Source organism: Provencibacterium massiliense (assembly GCF_900169495.1).
GTDB classification, from domain to species: Bacteria; Bacillota; Clostridia; order Oscillospirales; family Ruminococcaceae; genus Harryflintia; species Harryflintia acetispora.
Map to the genome: position 1 here is coordinate 1,205,538 of NZ_FWCH01000012.1, position 16,325 is coordinate 1,221,862.

A 16,325-nucleotide genomic window follows, 5' to 3' on the forward strand; every position below is an offset into this window, starting at 1 on the left:
CCGCCGGCCCTTCGCTCTGCCTTTAGGTAATTTGCGAGTTGCCGTAACTGCTTCCTTCGTTGGGGGTGAAGTCGCCGCCGTAGGCGGCTGTCCTTCCGATGGCGTAAACCGGATTGGACCAATGGCAGTTTTGCAGGGTGACCGGCCCGATGTGCCGGTCGATTGCCCCGCTGATCCCGCCGGTGAGAATCATGTTGGGTGCGCTTCCGGTGAACTGGGCGGAGGAGATACAGCCGATAAAGGTCGTGTTCAGGCTGTGTCCCACGATCCCGCCGCGGTAGAGGTCAAAATTCGAGTCCCCGCCGACCGTCCCACTGAACGTACACCGCTGAAAGGTCGCATTTTCCACGATGCCCGCAATGCCGCCCGAGGTCACGTAGTCGTTCGGACCACAGATGCCCGGATCATAGCGGATCAGCCCGTCGGTCACAACACAATCCGAAATCGCGGCCCCTTCGTTTACGATACAGGAAATAGCCCCTTGCCTGGCCTTGGGGGATACGAGTATGACCCGCCTGACTTCAGAGGCGTTGCCGGTTACTGCATAAAACAGCCCGCCCAAGTTGCAATCCATCCCGGTGATTTCAAGCCCATTGCCATTGTACGTACCGGTTAAGGTTCCGAGAGTCGTCCAAGTCCCGCTGAGCGCCAGGTTCTTCGTCTGTGAAAAATTGGCGCCAAGGTGGCTGCCGACATGCTTGAGCTGTTCGACCGACGACACCTTCCAGGGCTTGGCGGCGGTGCCCGCACCGCCCCCGTAGCCGCCGGCGGCGAGCGCATGCTCGCACCCCTCGATTGTCACCGTCTTGCTCGCCGTCACCCCCGACCCGTCCTTGGCCGCCGCCTTCACCGTGATCGTACCGCTTTGCCCCACCGCCGTCACCGTTCCCGTCGTGGAGTTGATACTCGCGATCCCGCTCCCGCTCTCCAGCGACCAGGAGAGGCCCTTCTCGTTCGCGTTCTGCGGCGTCACGCTCACGCTCAATGCGAGGTTCGTCCCCTTCTCCAGCGAGTCGGTCGCGATCGTGATCCCCGTTACCCGCTGCACCACTTCCTGCTCTTCGCTCGTCACACTGATCCCGTTGGGCGCCGTCGCCGTCAGCGTGTAGCTCCCCTTCCCCACCGCCGTCACCACGCCGGTGGAGGCGTCCACCGACGCCACCGACGGGTCGGAGCTCCGGTAGGTGACCGGCCCCGTCCCGCCGCCCTCGAGCGCGGCCTGCGCCTGCCCCGTCACCGAGCTCCCGCCGAGGTACAGCGTCCCCGGCAGCTCGGTGAACCGGATCCCCGTGATGTGCTGCACCGTCACGGTACAGCTCCCGCTCCGGCCGCCCACCGAGGCGGTGACGGTGGTGCTCCCGCCCTTGCTCGTGTTTGCCGTGACGGTGCAGCTCTTCCCGCTGCCCGCCACGCTGACCAGGCTCTCGTCCTCCGCCGCCCAGGCCGGGGCATAGGCCGAAGGGCTTACCGTGGCGCTCAAGGTCCCGCTGCGCGGGCTGCCCGAGGTGTAGAGGGTCAGGGTGCTGGGCAGCACCGAAACGCTCTGGACCTGCACCACCGTCACGGTGCAGGCGGCCTTATAGAACCCGCCCTTGTCCATCACCGTGATGGTCGCACTCCCCGGCTGCTTGCCGTTGGCCGAGAGATGGTAGACGTTGCCGCTCACCTTGGTCATATCGACCTGGTCCGGGTTGCTGTTCTCCCAGACCAGCTCGGTGCCGCCGTTGTCCCCACTGAGGGTCGCGGTCAGGTCGAAGTCGGTCTCGGCCGCCGTGCCCCCGGTGAAAAGGGTCTTGCTCGCCGGGTTTAACCCGATTCCGGAAATCGGGATCACCGTCACCGTGCAGGAGGCGGAAACGGTATCCGGGTCGTCGTAGACGCTGGCCGTGATGGTCACGGTCCCGCCGCCGTTGCCGGTCACCATCCCCGTCACCGGGTCCACCGAAGCGATGGCTGGGTCGCTGCTCGACCAGAGTACCTCCGCGGCATAGCTCTGGGAGGTGGGGTTCTTGTCGGCGGTCAGCTGTACCGTCTGGCGCTCCCCACCGGTTTGCAGGTAAACCGTCTTATCCCCCACCGCCTCGCCCCCGGCCTTGATGGTCAGGCTCTGGATGGCCCGGTAGGTGTAGGATGAGGTCTTCGTTTTGGGCAGGTCGAAGCCGGCCCGGCCCGCCTTCGCGACAGGTGTGACCGAGATGGTGAAGCCGGTGTCCCGCTGCGGCGGGTCGCTGAAATACAGCTTGTAGCTGTAGTCCTCCCCCGACACCTCGGGCTCTCCCGAGGCGGACAGCATGTCCGCCTCCCCGCCGCCCTCGGGCAGGGCGGTGACGGTGAAGCCTTCGATCCGGGCCGGGTCATTATTCTTCACCGGCACCCGGATGAACTCGGGGCCCGCAGCGGTCCGGGCGCGGAAGAGGGAGATCTCCGAGGTGGGCGTGTCTGGATCAACGGACGCTGCCGCCGCACCGGCGGCCGGGATCATCCCGGCCGCCAGGGAAACCGCCAGCAGCAAAGCGGGAAGCCGCCTCATCTTTCCACCACGTCCCCATTAGCGGTGCTGATCTCACCGATCGAAAAGTCGTCCAGAGGCTCCTTCCCGCTCTCGGGCAGCTCGAAGCCGTACGCTTCCAGTTTTCCATACTCCGCTTCGGTGATGATCCCCCGCTCCAGCAGCCCGGCATAATGCTCCCGCAGGCCGCTGCCGCCCACCGTGAAGCCGCCTAAAACGGTCAGCGCCAGCACGCACAACAGCACCGCTATCGCTTTCTTTTTCATTCCAGTTCCCCCTTCTGGCAGGGCCGCCGATCATAAAAAAAGACCCATAGTTAGGCTTTCTAGCGGCCTTTTGCCCGCAGAGTTCCAACAAAAAATCGGGAGGTTGCTTGCATATTTCACCAAAACAGGGTATAATTAGGGAAAGTGTGGAAGGGGTTGGAAATTTTACTCCTCCTAAACACGAAAATTCAAGAAATCATGGCCGCTAGAAAGCCTATCTAGCGGCCATTCTTATTCTGTCGGCCCCGATTTCCAGCAGATAGGAAAAATTTTTCTTTCCTCTTGCATATGAGACAGGGCAGTGATAAAATGGGAATGGTTTTTATTAAATAAATTTAATTAAATATCTAAAACTTTTAATGTTCCGGAAGGGATGTGACGACAATGGATCGTACCGCCAAAAAACTGGGAAAACTGCAATTCGTGATGGGGTTTTTGAAGGGGTCGATGGGGCTTTTTTTAACCTCCATCCTCTTTTCCATGTTCAATACCGCCCTCAACACCATGACCCCGCAGGTGATCAAGGTGGCGGTGGATTCGGTGCTCGACCATAAGCCCTTCGCGCTGCCCGATTTTGTGATCCGCCTGCTGCATCTTGACGAGCTGCGCGCCGGGCACACCGTGACCTGGCTGCTCTGGCTCTTCGCCGGGGCCATCCTCCTGATCGCCCTGCTGGCGGGGATTTGCAGCTACCTCTCCCGCACGGCCTTGGCCAAGGGCTCGGAAAACTTCGTCAAGGAGATGCGCGACAAGCTCTTCTCGCACATCCAGCGCCTGCCCTTTTGCTGGCATGTAAGGCATCAGACCGGCGAGATCATCCAGCGGTGCACCTCGGACGTGAACGTGGTGCGCAACTTCGTGGCCAACCAGCTGATGGAGGTCTTCCGCACCGTCTTTTTATTGGTGATCTCGCTTGTCATCATGTTCCACATGGACGTGGGGATTTCGCTGATCGTTTTGATCTTCGTGCCGGTGGTGGCGGCCTATTCGGGGATCTTCTATTCCCGGATCGCCCGCAAGTTCCGGGACGCTGACGTCGCCGAGGGAATCCTCTCAAGCACGGTGCAGGAAAACCTGACCGGCGTGCGGGTGGTGCGCGCCTTCGGGCGGGAGCGCTTCGAGATCGACCGGTTCGATGAAAAGAACAACCGCTTCGCCGACCTCTGGATCAAGCTGGGGAACCTGCTGAGCATTTACTGGGGCACCGGCGACTTCATCACCGGGCTGCAGATTTTGATCGTGGTGGTGGTCGGCACCATCCAGACCGTTCAGGGGAACATCACCCTGGGCGAGTTTCTGGCCTTCGTCTCCTATGTCTCCACCCTGGTCTGGCCGCTGCGCGAGCTGGGGAGGATCCTGTCCGAGATGAGCAAGGCGGGCGTCTCGATCGAGCGGATCGCCTACATCCTGAACGCCTCGGAGGAGCAGGACTCCCCCGGCGCCCTTACCCCTCCGATGAACGGGGACATCCATTTTGAGCACATCAACTTCACCTACGAGGGCCAGAACCCAGTGCTGCGGGACATCGACTTTACCATTCCGGCGGGCAGCACCTTCGCCATCCTCGGGGGGACCGGCTCGGGCAAGAGCACGCTCATGCACCTGCTGGACCGGCTCTACGACCTGCCGCCCGAATGCGGGCGGATCACGGTGGGCGGGGTGGACATCGCTAAAATGAAGCGTGACTGGGTGCGCCAGAACATCGGGCTGGTGCTGCAGGAGCCCTTCCTCTTCTCCAAGACCATCGTCGACAACATCCGGGTCTTCCGCCCGCAGGCCTCCCTTTCCGAGGTGCGCAATGCCGCGCAGATCGCCTGCGTGGACGACGCGGTGCAAGAGTTCAGCGAAGGCTACGACACCGTGGTGGGCGAGCGGGGGGTCACCCTCTCGGGCGGGCAGAAGCAGCGGGTCGCCATCGCGCGCATGCTCATGCAGAAGGCCCCCATCATGGTGTTCGACGACTCCCTCTCGGCGGTGGATTCCGAGACCGATTCCCAGATCCGCCGCGCTCTGCGCGAGTCTCTCGGCTCCTCGACGGTCATCCTCATCTCGCACCGGATCACCACCCTCATGCAGGCGGACAAGATTCTGGTGCTGGACAACGGAAAAATCGCCCAGATGGGCACCCACGATGAGCTGGTGAACCAGGAGGGGATCTATCGGAGCATCTACGACATTCAGCTCTCCAGCGACGACCGCTCGCTGCTGGACGAAAAGGAGGAAAAATAATGGCGAAAAAAGAAAAAAGCGCCTCCTTCGACTACAGCTCCTGGAAGCGGATCGCCTCCTTCCTGCGCCCGTTCAAGGCGCCGCTGGTCATCGTGGTGACGCTCAACCTCCTCTCCACCCTGGTGGACATCGCGCTCCCGCTCTTCCAGCGCTATTCGATTGACCATTTCATCGAGGCCGGCTCCTTACAGGGGCTCTGGGAGTTCATCGCCCTCTACGCCGGGACCATCGCGGTGCAGACGCTGTTCGTCATCATCTTCTGCCGCCAGTCGATGGTGGTGGAGATGAGCCTGGGGCGGGACCTCAAGCGCGCCTGCTTCGTCCATCTGCAAAAGCTCTCCTTCTCCTATTACAACGTCAATTCGGTGGGCTACCTGCTCGCGCGGGTGCTCAGCGACACCGAGCGGATCGCCAGCCTTTTCGCCTGGAGCCTGGTGGACATCCTCTGGGCGCTGGCCTATGTGCTGGGGGTCTTCGCGGCCATGCTCGCGCTCAACTGGAGGCTGGCGCTAATCGTCATGCTGGTCGTGCCCGCCATTGCGCTGGCCACCCTCTATTTCCAGAACAAGATCCTGCACTGGAACCGCAAGGTGCGCAAGATCAACGCCCAGATTACCGGGGCCTACAACGAGGGGATCACAGGAGCCAAGACCTCCAAGACGCTGGTGATCGAGGAGCAGAATTTTGAAAACTTTAAGGAGCTCACCACCGGCATGCGCCACGCCTCGGTCAAGGCGGCGCGGCTGAGCGCCGTCTATATCCCGATCGTGATGTGCCTGAGCTCGGCCGCGACCGCCATCGTACTGGCGCGCGGCGGCTACCTGGTGCTGGAAAACGTCATCCTGATCGGCACCCTCTCCGCCTTCACCTCCTACGCGATCGGCATCTTCGAGCCGATCCAGCAGATCGCCCGCACCCTGGCCGAGGTCATCTCGGTCCAGGCGAACATCGAGCGGGTCAGCGGGCTGCTGGGCGAGGAGGAAGGCATCACCGACACGCCCGAGGTGATCGAGCGCTACGGCGACGCCTTCCATCCAAAGGAAGAAAACTGGGAGCCGCTGCGGGGTGAGATCGAATTTAGGGACGTGTCCTTCCGTTACCCCGACGGGAACGAATATGTGCTGGAGCACTTTAATTTGACGATTCCCGCCGGGACCACGGTGGCCATCGTGGGCGAGACGGGGGCGGGCAAGAGCACGCTCGTCAACCTCGCCTGCCGCTTCTTTGAGCCGACCAGCGGCCAGATTCTGATCGACGGGCGGGACTACCGCGAGCGCTCCCAGCTCTGGCTGCACTCGAACATCGGCTACGTGCTGCAAAACCCGCATCTCTTCTCCGGTACCGTGATGGAGAACATCCGCTACGGGAAGCTGAGCGCCACCGACGAGGAGGTCATGCGCGCGGCCGAGAGCGTCTCGGCCGACACCATCGTCGAGCACCTGGAAAACGGGTATTACAGCGACGTGGGCGAGGGGGGAGACAGGCTCTCGACCGGGGAAAAGCAGCTGGTCTCCTTCGCGCGCGCGGTGCTGGCCGACCCGCGCATCTTCGTGCTCGACGAGGCCACCTCCTCGATCGACACCCAGACCGAGCAGCTCATCCAGGACGCGATCGCCCACCTGCTGCGCGGGCGCACCTCCTTTTTGATCGCGCACCGCCTCTCGACCATCCGGCACGCGGACGTGATCCTGGTGGTGAAGGACGGCAAGATCATCGAGCGGGGCACCCACGAGGAGCTGCTGCACAAGAGGGGCTATTACCACACCCTCTACAGCCGGCAGTTCGAGGAAGAAAGCGCCATGCGGATCCTCAAAAGCGAGTAAAAAAAGGCAACCGGACTGGGGTCCGGTTGCCTTTTTTAACTGAAGAGCTCCCGCAGCGCCGCGATCAGGTCCAGCACTTCCGTCAGGATATCCATCGCGACCGCCAAAAACCGCTTCACTTCTCCACCCGCAAATCCCGGTAATAATATTCCCGGTCCCGTTCGGTGATCTCCCGCAGCACCCGGCAGGGGCTGCCGACGGCCACCACCCGCGGCGGGATGTCCTTCGTGACCACGCTGCCCGCGCCGATCACCGCGCCCTCCCCGATCCGGACTCCGGGCAGGATGACCACGTTCGCGCCCACCCAGACGTCGTCTTCAATGTGCACCGGGAAGGAAAACTGGTTCCCGGGGCGGCGAAGCGCGGGGTCCACCGGATGCCCCGTCACCGTGATGGTGACGTTCGGGCCGAACATCACATGGTTCCCGATATACACCTCGATGTCGTCCACGATCACCAGGTTGAAGTTGGCGTAAAAGCAGTCCCCGATGTGGGTGTTGCTGCCGTAAGCCACCGAGAGGGGCGGCTCGATCCAGGGGTTTTTGCCGAGCGAAGCGAAGAGCTGCCGCAGGATTATTTGGCGGCGCTCCTCCTCGCGCGGGCGGGTGTGGTTAAAGTCGTAGCACAGCTCCTTGCCGCGCAGGCGCCGCTCGGGCAGCCCTTCGCACAAGTCGGTATAGAGCTTCCCGCTTTTCATGCGCTCAATGGTTGTCATTCCTTCTCCTCCCCCTTCGTGCGCCTCTCCAGCGTCTCGTTGATCAAACAGGATACCGCCGCCAGCGCCCCCAGGATGGGCGCGAACCACTCGAGCGAATGATGGGAGAGCACCAGCCCGATCCCGGCCCCGGTGACGGAACCGCCCAGGCAGGCGGCCCCCACCTGGTAGCCGATCAGCCGCACATAGACCTTCTCTTCAAAACGGCGGGGCGTCTCGTGCATGAGGCAGGGGTAGATCGGCGCGAGCCCCAGCCCCAGAAGGATCACCCCGAGCAGCGAGAGCGGATAGCTCTTGCCCGCCATGGCGAAGCAGCAGGCCCCCAAAAAGGCCAGCAGGAATCCGAGGCGCATCATGCGCATATTGCCCAGCTTCCCAACCAGCACGCCGCTGCCGAAGCGCCCGAGCATGACGCAGAAGTAAAAGGCGGTGACCGCCATGCCGGCCAGCTGCTGCGGCACCTGGCGCGACTCGACCAGGACGCTGTTGACCCAGAGCCCGGCCGAATACTCGGTCCCGGCATAGAGGAAAAAGAGCGCCACCGCAAGGACGACCGTTCCCCTGGTCGCCGGCCTTGGCGCGGGGATGGCCAGCGCCGAGGCGGACTGCCCGCCTTCCTTCTGCGCGCTCCGCCAAAGCCCCTTGCGAAGGGAATAGAGCAGCGCCAGGCTCAGCGCCAGCTGGATCAGCGAGATGAAAAGATATCCCATGCGCCAGCCCCCGTGCAGGATGGCCCCGGTCATGATCAGCGGTCCCGCCGAGGCGCCGACCCCCCAGAAGCAATGCAGCCAGTTCATGTGCCGGGAGGAGTAGTGCTCGGCCACATACCGGTTGAGCCCGCTGTCCACCGCGCCCGCACCCAGCCCCAGCGGAATGGTCAGCAGCACCACCGGCAAAAAGCCGGGTGCGAAGGCGTAGCCCAACATGGCCGCCCCGGTCAGCAGGCAGCTGAGGAAGGTCACCCGCCCGGTCCCGAAGCGCGGCAGGATATACCCGCTGCCAACGCTCGAGAGGGCGGACATGCACATCACCAGCATGGAGAGCACCCCCACCGTCTCGAGCGGCAGCCGGTACTCGGCGCGCATGGCCGGCCAGGCCACACCGAGCAAGCCGTCCGGCAGGCCGAGGCTGATGAAGGACAGGTAGATGATCCCCAGCAGCACCCAGGGTATGTGTTTTTCTTTCAAGCTCTCTCCCCCAATGACACGAATCCTATCGAAAGCATAGCGCCTTTCGCGCCCGCCGTCAAGAAAAAACCACTTGACAAACCGGGAAAGAAGCCTTATAATTCCTTCTATCAACTTCATACCGCCAAAGGCTGAGAAGAGAAGAGTAAGCGGAGAAACCTTTTTCAGAGAGCCCTGTTGCTGCGAGAGGGCAAAGGAGAATCCGGCTGAACATGGTCTCGGAGCCGCGCACCGAGAGGGGGTCCCCTTTAGGCTGCGACGGGTGCGCCCGTGAACGCGCCAGGGTGTCGGCTTACTGCCCGCACCCGCAAAGGCCCGTACGCCGTGAGGCGCGGGTAAATCAAGGTGGTACCACGGGAACGTTTATCCCCGTCCTTTGAAGCAATTCAAGGGACGGGGATTTTTATTTCCCTTTCAGAAGAACAGGAGGAGGGTACGCGTATGGGAGAGCCCATGATCGAAATCAAGGGATTGTGTAAATCCTTTGAGACCAAAAACGGCCGGGTGGACGCGCTGCAAAACATCGGCCTGACGATCGGGCGGGGGGATATCTTCGGTGTAATCGGGATGAGCGGCGCGGGAAAAAGCACCCTGGTGCGCTGCATGAACCAGCTCGAACGCCCCGACCGGGGGCAGGTGCTGTTCGACGGGGTGGACCTGTGCGCCCTGCCGGCAAAGGAGCTGCGGCAGGCGCGCCGGCAGATGAGCATGATTTTCCAGCAGTTTAACCTGCTTGAGCAGCGCACCGCGCTGCAAAACGTCTGCTTCCCGCTCGAAATCGCCGGAGAACCCAAAGAAAACGCACGCGCACGGGGGCGCGAGCTGCTGCAGCTGGTGGGCCTTACCGAGCGGGAGGGCGCCTATCCCGCCCAGCTCTCGGGCGGCCAGAAGCAGCGCGTCGCCATCGCGCGGGCCCTCTCCACCAATCCGAAGGTCCTGCTCTGCGACGAGGCCACCAGTGCTTTGGACCCGACCACCACCGCCTCCATCCTGGCGCTGCTGCAAAAAATCAACCGCACGCTAGGGATCACCATCGTGATCATCACCCACGAGATGAGCGTGATCGAGGAAATCTGTAACCGGGTGGCGATCATCGACCGCTCCGCCATCGCTGAATGCGGGCGGGTGGATGAAATCTTCCAGAACCCCCAAAGCGAGGCGGCGCGAAAGCTCGTTTATCCCGAAGGGCGCGCCGCGCGCCAGCTGATCGGGCGGCGGTGCCTGCGGATCGTCTTCGACGGCAGCTCCTCCTTCGAGCCGGTGATCGCCAACATGGTCCTCGCGTGCAAGGCGCCCATCAACATCCTCTTCGCAAACACCAAGAACATCGAGGGCCGGGCCTTCGGCCAGATGGTGGTGCAAACCCCCGAGGACCAAGCGCTCGTCGAGCGGATGATCCGCTACCTGCACGCCCAAAACCTGACTGCCGAGGAGGTGAGCGGTTATGTGGAATGAGGCCATGATCCAAATGCTGCTGCTCGGCATTGTCGAGACGCTGTATATGACGCTGTGCTCCACCCTCTTCGGGTACCTGCTGGGGCTGCCGATGGGGATTTTGCTGGTGACCTCCGGGCGCGACGGGATCCTCCCGTGCAGACCGCTCTTCAAGGTTCTGGACGTGATCGTCAACCTCACGCGCAGCATCCCGTTTTTGATCCTGATGATCGCGGTCATCCCCTTCACCCGGCTGGTGGTGGGAACCTCGATCGGCTCTACCGCCACCATCGTGCCGCTGGTCCTCTCGGCCGCGCCCTTCATCGCGCGGCTGGTGGAATCCTCGCTGCAGGAGGTCGATCAGGGCGTGATCGAGGCGGCCCAGTCGATGGGCGCCTCCCCGCTGCAGATCGTCTACAAGGTGCTGCTGCCCGAGGCGCTGCCCTCGCTGATCAATGGGGCGGCCATCGCGACCACCACCATCTTGGGCTACTCCGCCATGGCCGGGGCCGTCGGCGGCGGGGGGCTGGGGAATATCGCCATCAGCTACGGCTACAACCGTTATCAGACCGACGTGATGTTCGTCACCGTGGTGCTGCTGATCATCATCGTGCAAATCTTCCAGGAGATCGGCACGCGCGGCGCGCGCCGCAGCGACAAACGCAGATAAATCCCATTTTATTTACAGGAGGTCATTACCATGAAAAAACTACTTTCCATCCTGCTCGCGGGCTCGCTGGCCCTGTCCCTTGCCGCCTGTTCTTCCGGCGCGGGAGAGTCCTCTTCCAGCGAGGCTCCGGCATCCAGCGAGGCGGCCCCCTCCGAAGAGACCGGCAGCGAAGCGCTTACAGCAATCCGTGTCGGCGCCTCCCCCACCCCGCACGCCGAAATCCTGCGCGAGGCCGACAAGGAGCTGCAAAAGCAGGGGTACAAGCTGGACATCGTGGAGTTTACCGATTATGTGCAGCCCAACCTTGCGCTGGACAGCGGCGACCTGGACGCGAACTTCTTCCAGCACGGGCCGTATCTCGACAACTTCAATACCGAGAATAACACAAAGCTCGTCTCGGTCGGAACCGTCCATTACGAGCCGCTTGGGGTCTACGCCGGCAAAACCAAGTCGCTCGAAGAGCTCCCCGACGGGGCGGCCATCGCGGTGCCCAACGACACCACCAACGAGGCGCGCGCGCTGCTGCTGCTCCAGGACCAGGGGCTGCTGACCCTCAGGGAAGGCGCCGGGATCACCGCCACCAAGGCGGACATTGAGAGCAACCCGAAGAACCTGAAGATCACCGAGATCGCCGCCGAGCAGCTCGCGCGCTCGCTGCAGGACGTGGACCTGGCCGTGATCAACGGCAACTACGCCATCCTGGGCGGGCTCAAGGTGGCCGATGCGCTGGCGCAGGAGGAGAAGGATTCCCTCGCCGCCGAAACCTACGCCAACGTCCTCGCCGTGCGCGAGGGGGACGGGGGCCGAGAGGACATTAAGGCGCTCTTCGAGGCGCTGAAAAGCGAGCCGGTCAAGGCCTTCATCGCAGAGAAATACGAGGGTTCGGTCGTCGCGGTAGACTAGCAATTTTCCGGTATCACCGGGGAGGGGTATCCATGCAAAGAAGGGCCGGGGAAATCGAATATGAGCTGACCTATAAAAAAGTCAAGAACCTCAATTTGCGGGTACAATCGGACGGCGCGGTCGCCGTCTCGGCCCCCAAGCGGGTCCCCCTGCATGAAATTGACCGCTTCGTCCTCTCACGCGCCGGGTGGATCGAAGCTGCGCGGCAACGCACGTTTGTGCGCCGCACGCAGCTCGAGTCGCCCGAGCGGTACACCGAGCAGGAGTGCCTGCGCGCCTTCGAGGCGATCAGCGCACGCTTTTACCCGCTCTTTTCCAGGGTCCTGCCCGCACCGCCCGCGCTGAAAGTGCGCCGGATGAAATCCCGCTGGGGGGTCTGCCATATCCAGAAGCGGCAGATCACCCTCAACACCCGCCTGATGGAACAGCCGCTCGCCGCACAGGAATACGTGGTGCTGCACGAGTACGTCCATTTCCTTTATCCCGACCACCAGAAGGGCTTTCATGCGGCGATGGAGCGGCTCATGCCCGACTACAAGGAACGCAGGAAGCTGCTGATACGCTAATAAAAAAGACCACTAGAAAGGCTTTCTAGTGGTCTTTTTTTATGATGTAATTCGAGGTTTGGGCAGGTCTTTCACCCGAACCGTTTCAATTTATCCTAATTATATCCTGTTCTGGAACAGATTTCAAGGGAAAACAACAAATTCAGCGCTTTCCCCCAAACGACGGGACCGGCAGAAAGCCTTGCTATAGGTCTTTTTATTTGGAGGGAGGACTTCATCATGAAAGCAAAATTGTTCACGGTCATCCTGTCCGCGCTGGCGCTTGCCGTATTGGGCGGCTTCACGCTGGGGGACAGCGGGGCGCGGGAGCATTACGCCGGGCTGCTCCGGGAGGGGATCATCACCGGGGCTGAATTTATGGCGGGCAGCATCTCTGCGGAAATGCAATTGCCGGCTGACGCCGGCGGCCCACCTCATGGGGGGAATCATCCCCCCATGGACCCCCTAACTCTCCGAGGGGGGATAAGCGTGGGTGAGAGTGAGAAGGAGCCGCTTGACGATTTCGTCATCGGCGAGATCACCCAGGGCCGCGAGGCAGGTGAGCCCGCGTGAGGATTCCTTCGCGCCGGAGCGCCGCCGCCATCTTTGCCATCCTCTTCTCGCTGAGCTTAGCAAGCCCGGCCTTGGCCGCCACCGTCGGAGAGTCGGGGGGAGTCTCCGGCGGGGCGGAAATAGAATATGAGCCCGCCCCGGTCCCCGAGGGGAGAACCGCCATGGCGGCGCTGTTCTCCGCCGGGGCGGAGACGGAAGCGATCACCGTCAAGCTGGGCAACAACAATCCGGACCTGATCACCGGCTTCACCGTCGCCGCCGCCCCGGCGGGCGGTGGCGCGGCCCTCTATGGCGTGCGGCAGGGGGCGGGCTGGGACTACAGGATTCCTTTCTCCGCCCCGCCCCAGGAGGATACCGACTTCACCATCACCGTGACCTCTCAAAGCAGTGCCCCGGGCTTCCACGAGGCCGGGGTGAAGGAAACGGTGATGACCTACAACGCGATCAAGAGTCTGACGATCAAGAGCGGGGATACCGACGCGACCGGGAAAACCCTCTACCTGCAAACGAACAACGCCCAGGGGCGGCAGAGCGTGCAGCTGACCGCCAGCAAGAATGGCAGCACAAGCAGTACCGGCCCGACCGGCCACCCCTACATGAAGGCGAACGACTACGCCGAACAGGTCCTCTGGACGAGCAGCAACGAGGCCGTCGCGTCGGTGGACAGCACCGGCCTCATCACCGCCCACACCGGCGGGACGGCGACCGTCACCGCCAGCGTCTATGGCGGGAGGGTGAAGGCCACCTGCACGGTCAACGTCTCGGCGGTGACGGGGGTATCGCTGAGCCACACCGCCTATACCCTCTTCACCGGCGGCACAGCGTCCGAGACGCAGTTCACCCTCTCGGCCACCCTGACGGGCGGGGTATCCAGCGACGAGCTGGAATGGACGAACAGCGATCCCGGCGCCGCCGCGATGACAGTCGCGGCGGACGGGCGCAGCGCCACCATCGACGCCAGCGGCAGGACGGCGGGCAGCACGACGATCACCGCCCACATCAAGGGGGCGCCGGACACGGCGCAGTACAAGGCCAGCTGCACCGTTACGGTGGTGACCATCGGCAGCGTGTCGGTCAGTCCCGGGAACTACACCATCTACACCCTGGCCGAGCCAAGGACGGTCCAGCTGACCGCCACAGTGACCCCGAACGCCGCCCCGGTCTGGAGCAGCAGCAACCCGGCCGCCGCGACGGTCAACCAGACCGGGCTGGTGACAGCGGTCGCGCCGGGGAGCACGACCGTCACCGCGACGGTGGGCGGTAAAAGCGGGAGCAGCACCATAACGGTCAAGGACAAGATTCCCGTGGCCTCGGTAACGGTCAGCGGTACCAATTCGCTGGTGCGCACCAGCGACAAAACCACCGTCACCACCCAGCTTGCGGCGACGGTCAAGCCGGACAATGCGCACTTCAAAGCGGTGAGCTGGGCCAAAACAGGTGGCAGCGCCAGCATCAACATCAACGCTTCCGGGCTGGTGACCGCCACCGCGGCGGGCAGTGCCACCTTCACCGCCACCGCCGACGGCGTGACCAGCACGCCCTACACTGTCACGGTCACCGACCAGAAGGTCACGGGCATTACCGTTGCGCAAAAGTCGGTGGACAAGGGCGGTACGGTGCAGATGAGCGCCACCGTCTCCCCCAGCAACGCCGTCAACAAAAACGTCACCTGGTCGCTGGCTTCGGGGAATGTGGCCACGGTCAACGCCAGCGGCCTGGTCACCGGCGGGGTCGGCAGCAACGGCACGGTTACGGTGAAGGCCACCGCCGCCGACGGCTCGGGCAAATCGGGCAGCGCCACGGTTACGGTCAACGGCTGCGCGCACGCCCTCTCGGCCGGGGGCTACGGCTCCGGGGCCGGTACCTCAGGTAGTCCTTGGCTCGTCACAAGCCAGGCGCAGCTCTCGCATATCTTTTCCCATGAGGGGTCCTCCTCGTCACGGATATATTTCAGGCAGGATCGCAACATCCAGTTTTCACTCAGTTCGTTATGGCCTCCTGTCCCGCTCAATTATGCCAATTACAACGGAGACGGCTACTTGCTCACCGGCTGTAACAATTCTATTTTCAGCAGCGTCAACAACTCCACCTTGCAAAAAGTGGGTATCCCCGGCGGCTCCGTTACAGTCGAATATCCATATGCTGGATCACTGTTCGTCTATAGCGAAAATACGACCATAGATCAATGCTTCTCTGCCTGCAACGTCTATTCTGCGACAGGTGATACCTACGGCAACATCCTATTTGGGGGGCTGGGCGGCACCCTTACCAATTCCACCCTTTCCAACTGCTATTATACCGGGAATATCTCTTGGGGGAACACAACGGGCGACTCCGTCTTTGCCGGCGGGCTGCTCAGCGACACGCTCCAACCGGGTGCGACCGTCAAAAACTGTTATTCCCGCGGCGGTTTTACCGGACCCAATCCCGGCAAAATTTGGACCGGAGCCATCGCTCCGCGCTATCAGCCGTCCAGCCCGCCTTCTCTGACCAATGTTTACTGGGGGCCCAGCGCCCCTTGCGCGCTGCGCGTCTGGAGCTCCTATGGCGTTAACAATCTCAACACCGTCTATGTCAATGCCAACGCTTCTTACCCCGGCTTGGACTTTACAAATGTCTGGAGAATGCAAAACGGCTGGCCTGTTCTGCGTGCATTTGATCATTGATCCAACTGTCAAAACGGGACGGCATAAACGCCGTCCCGTTTTTTATACGATCACATCTGGTTGATCATGCTCGCGAGGTACCCCGCGCCGAAGCCGTTGTCGATGTTCACCACGCTCACCCCGCTGGCGCAGGAGTTGAGCATACTGAGCAGGGCCGAGAGCCCGCCGAAGTTCGCCCCGTACCCGACGCTGGTCGGCACCGCGATCACCGGCTTGTCCACCAGGCCCCCGACCACGCTGGCCAGCGCGCCCTCCATGCCCGCCACCGCTATCACCACGTTGGCGGAAAAGAGCACGCCGGTGTTCGAGAGCAGCCGGTGCAGCCCGGCCACCCCCACGTCGTAAAGGCGCTCCACCCGGTTTCCCAGTACCTCGGCCGTCACGGCGGCCTCCTCGGCCACCGCGATGTCCGCCGTGCCGCCGGTCACCACCGCGACCGGCTTCTCGGTTTTCAGCCGCACCGGCTGGCGGCGCACCACCACGATGCGCGCATCCTCATGGTACTCGGCCTCGCCGGTGATTTCTGCGACCGCCTCATACACCGCGCGGCTCGCGCGGGTCGCCAGGATGTTGCGCTCCCCCCGCTCGAGCATCTTCTGCACGATCCCCTGGATATGGGGCAGCGCCTTGCCCTGGCAGAAGATCACCTCGGGGTAGCCGTTGCGCAGCGCGCGGTGGTTGTCGATCTTGGCATAGCCAAGGTCGCTGTAGGGCAGCTCGCGCAGCTGCTCCATCGCCTCGTCCACCGCGATCTTCCCCTGCTGCACGCCGAGGAGCAGCGCCTCGATCTGGCTTTTGTCCATGC

13 protein-coding genes are annotated in these 16,325 nt (G+C 62.7%); 8 read left to right on the top strand and 5 right to left on the bottom strand.

The genetic code is table 11. The features are described from left to right. Positions 1-22 precede the first annotated feature (22 nt). Together B5477_RS10900 and B5477_RS10905 are read right to left on the bottom strand one after the other, a co-directional pair. Complete coding sequence (locus B5477_RS10900) at positions 23-2,530, bottom strand: Ig-like domain-containing protein (protein WP_079699718.1); 2,508 nt, start codon at positions 2,528-2,530, stop codon at positions 23-25. Then, positions 2,527-2,775: a hypothetical protein gene (locus B5477_RS10905; RefSeq protein ID WP_079699719.1), complete on the bottom strand. Its 249-nt coding sequence runs from the start codon at positions 2,773-2,775 to the stop codon at positions 2,527-2,529. Before B5477_RS10905 ends, B5477_RS10900 begins: the two co-directional genes overlap by 4 nt. A 384-nt stretch (positions 2,776-3,159) precedes the next feature. Here B5477_RS10905 and B5477_RS10910 point away from each other — a divergent pair, with 384 nt between their 5' ends. Next, positions 3,160-5,004, top strand: coding sequence for an ABC transporter ATP-binding protein (locus B5477_RS10910; RefSeq protein ID WP_079699720.1), 1,845 nt, complete (start codon positions 3,160-3,162; stop codon positions 5,002-5,004). Then, positions 5,004-6,827 carry an ABC transporter ATP-binding protein gene (locus B5477_RS10915; protein ID WP_079699721.1) on the top strand — a complete coding sequence of 608 codons (1,824 nt, stop codon included), beginning with the start codon at positions 5,004-5,006 and terminating at the stop codon, positions 6,825-6,827. Before B5477_RS10910 ends, B5477_RS10915 begins: the two co-directional genes overlap by 1 nt. A 115-nt stretch (positions 6,828-6,942) precedes the next feature. Here the strand turns inward: B5477_RS10915 and B5477_RS10920 are convergent, their stop codons facing one another. Next, positions 6,943-7,542 (bottom strand): maltose acetyltransferase domain-containing protein, encoded by a 600-nt coding sequence (locus tag B5477_RS10920; protein WP_079699722.1) that lies wholly within the window; start codon positions 7,540-7,542, stop codon positions 6,943-6,945. Beyond that, a complete protein-coding gene (locus tag B5477_RS10925; RefSeq protein WP_159449016.1) occupies positions 7,539-8,729 on the bottom strand; it encodes an MFS transporter in 1,191 nt (396 codons plus the stop codon). Before B5477_RS10925 ends, B5477_RS10920 begins: the two co-directional genes overlap by 4 nt. A gap of 441 nt (positions 8,730-9,170) precedes the next feature. On the opposite strand from B5477_RS10925, the gene B5477_RS10930 reads away from it, so the two are divergent. From B5477_RS10930 to B5477_RS10955, 6 genes are all read left to right on the top strand, one after another. Beyond that, the gene (locus tag B5477_RS10930) at positions 9,171-10,184 is read left to right on the top strand and encodes a methionine ABC transporter ATP-binding protein (RefSeq protein ID WP_242942190.1); all 1,014 of its coding nucleotides are present in this window, start codon (positions 9,171-9,173) and stop codon (positions 10,182-10,184) included. Then, positions 10,174-10,833: a methionine ABC transporter permease gene (locus B5477_RS10935; RefSeq protein WP_079699724.1), complete on the top strand. Its 660-nt coding sequence runs from the start codon at positions 10,174-10,176 to the stop codon at positions 10,831-10,833. Before B5477_RS10930 ends, B5477_RS10935 begins: the two co-directional genes overlap by 11 nt. A 30-nt stretch (positions 10,834-10,863) precedes the next feature. Then, entirely contained in the window at positions 10,864-11,736 is an 873-nt protein-coding gene (locus B5477_RS10940; protein WP_079699725.1) for a MetQ/NlpA family ABC transporter substrate-binding protein, read from the top strand. Between the two features lie 32 nt (positions 11,737-11,768). Next, complete coding sequence (locus B5477_RS10945) at positions 11,769-12,302, top strand: M48 family metallopeptidase (RefSeq protein WP_079699726.1); 534 nt, start codon at positions 11,769-11,771, stop codon at positions 12,300-12,302. 219 nt (positions 12,303-12,521) lie between these two features. After that, the gene (locus B5477_RS10950) at positions 12,522-12,854 is read left to right on the top strand and encodes a hypothetical protein (protein WP_079699727.1); all 333 of its coding nucleotides are present in this window, start codon (positions 12,522-12,524) and stop codon (positions 12,852-12,854) included. After that, positions 12,851-15,520 (top strand): Ig-like domain-containing protein, encoded by a 2,670-nt coding sequence (locus tag B5477_RS10955; RefSeq protein WP_079699728.1) that lies wholly within the window; start codon positions 12,851-12,853, stop codon positions 15,518-15,520. The genes B5477_RS10950 and B5477_RS10955 overlap by 4 nt, the downstream gene beginning before the upstream one ends. A 50-nt stretch (positions 15,521-15,570) precedes the next feature. On the opposite strand, the gene larB is transcribed toward B5477_RS10955, so the two are convergent. Then, positions 15,571-16,323, bottom strand: coding sequence for a nickel pincer cofactor biosynthesis protein LarB (gene larB, locus B5477_RS10960; protein WP_079699729.1), 753 nt, complete (start codon positions 16,321-16,323; stop codon positions 15,571-15,573). Positions 16,324-16,325 lie beyond the last annotated feature (2 nt).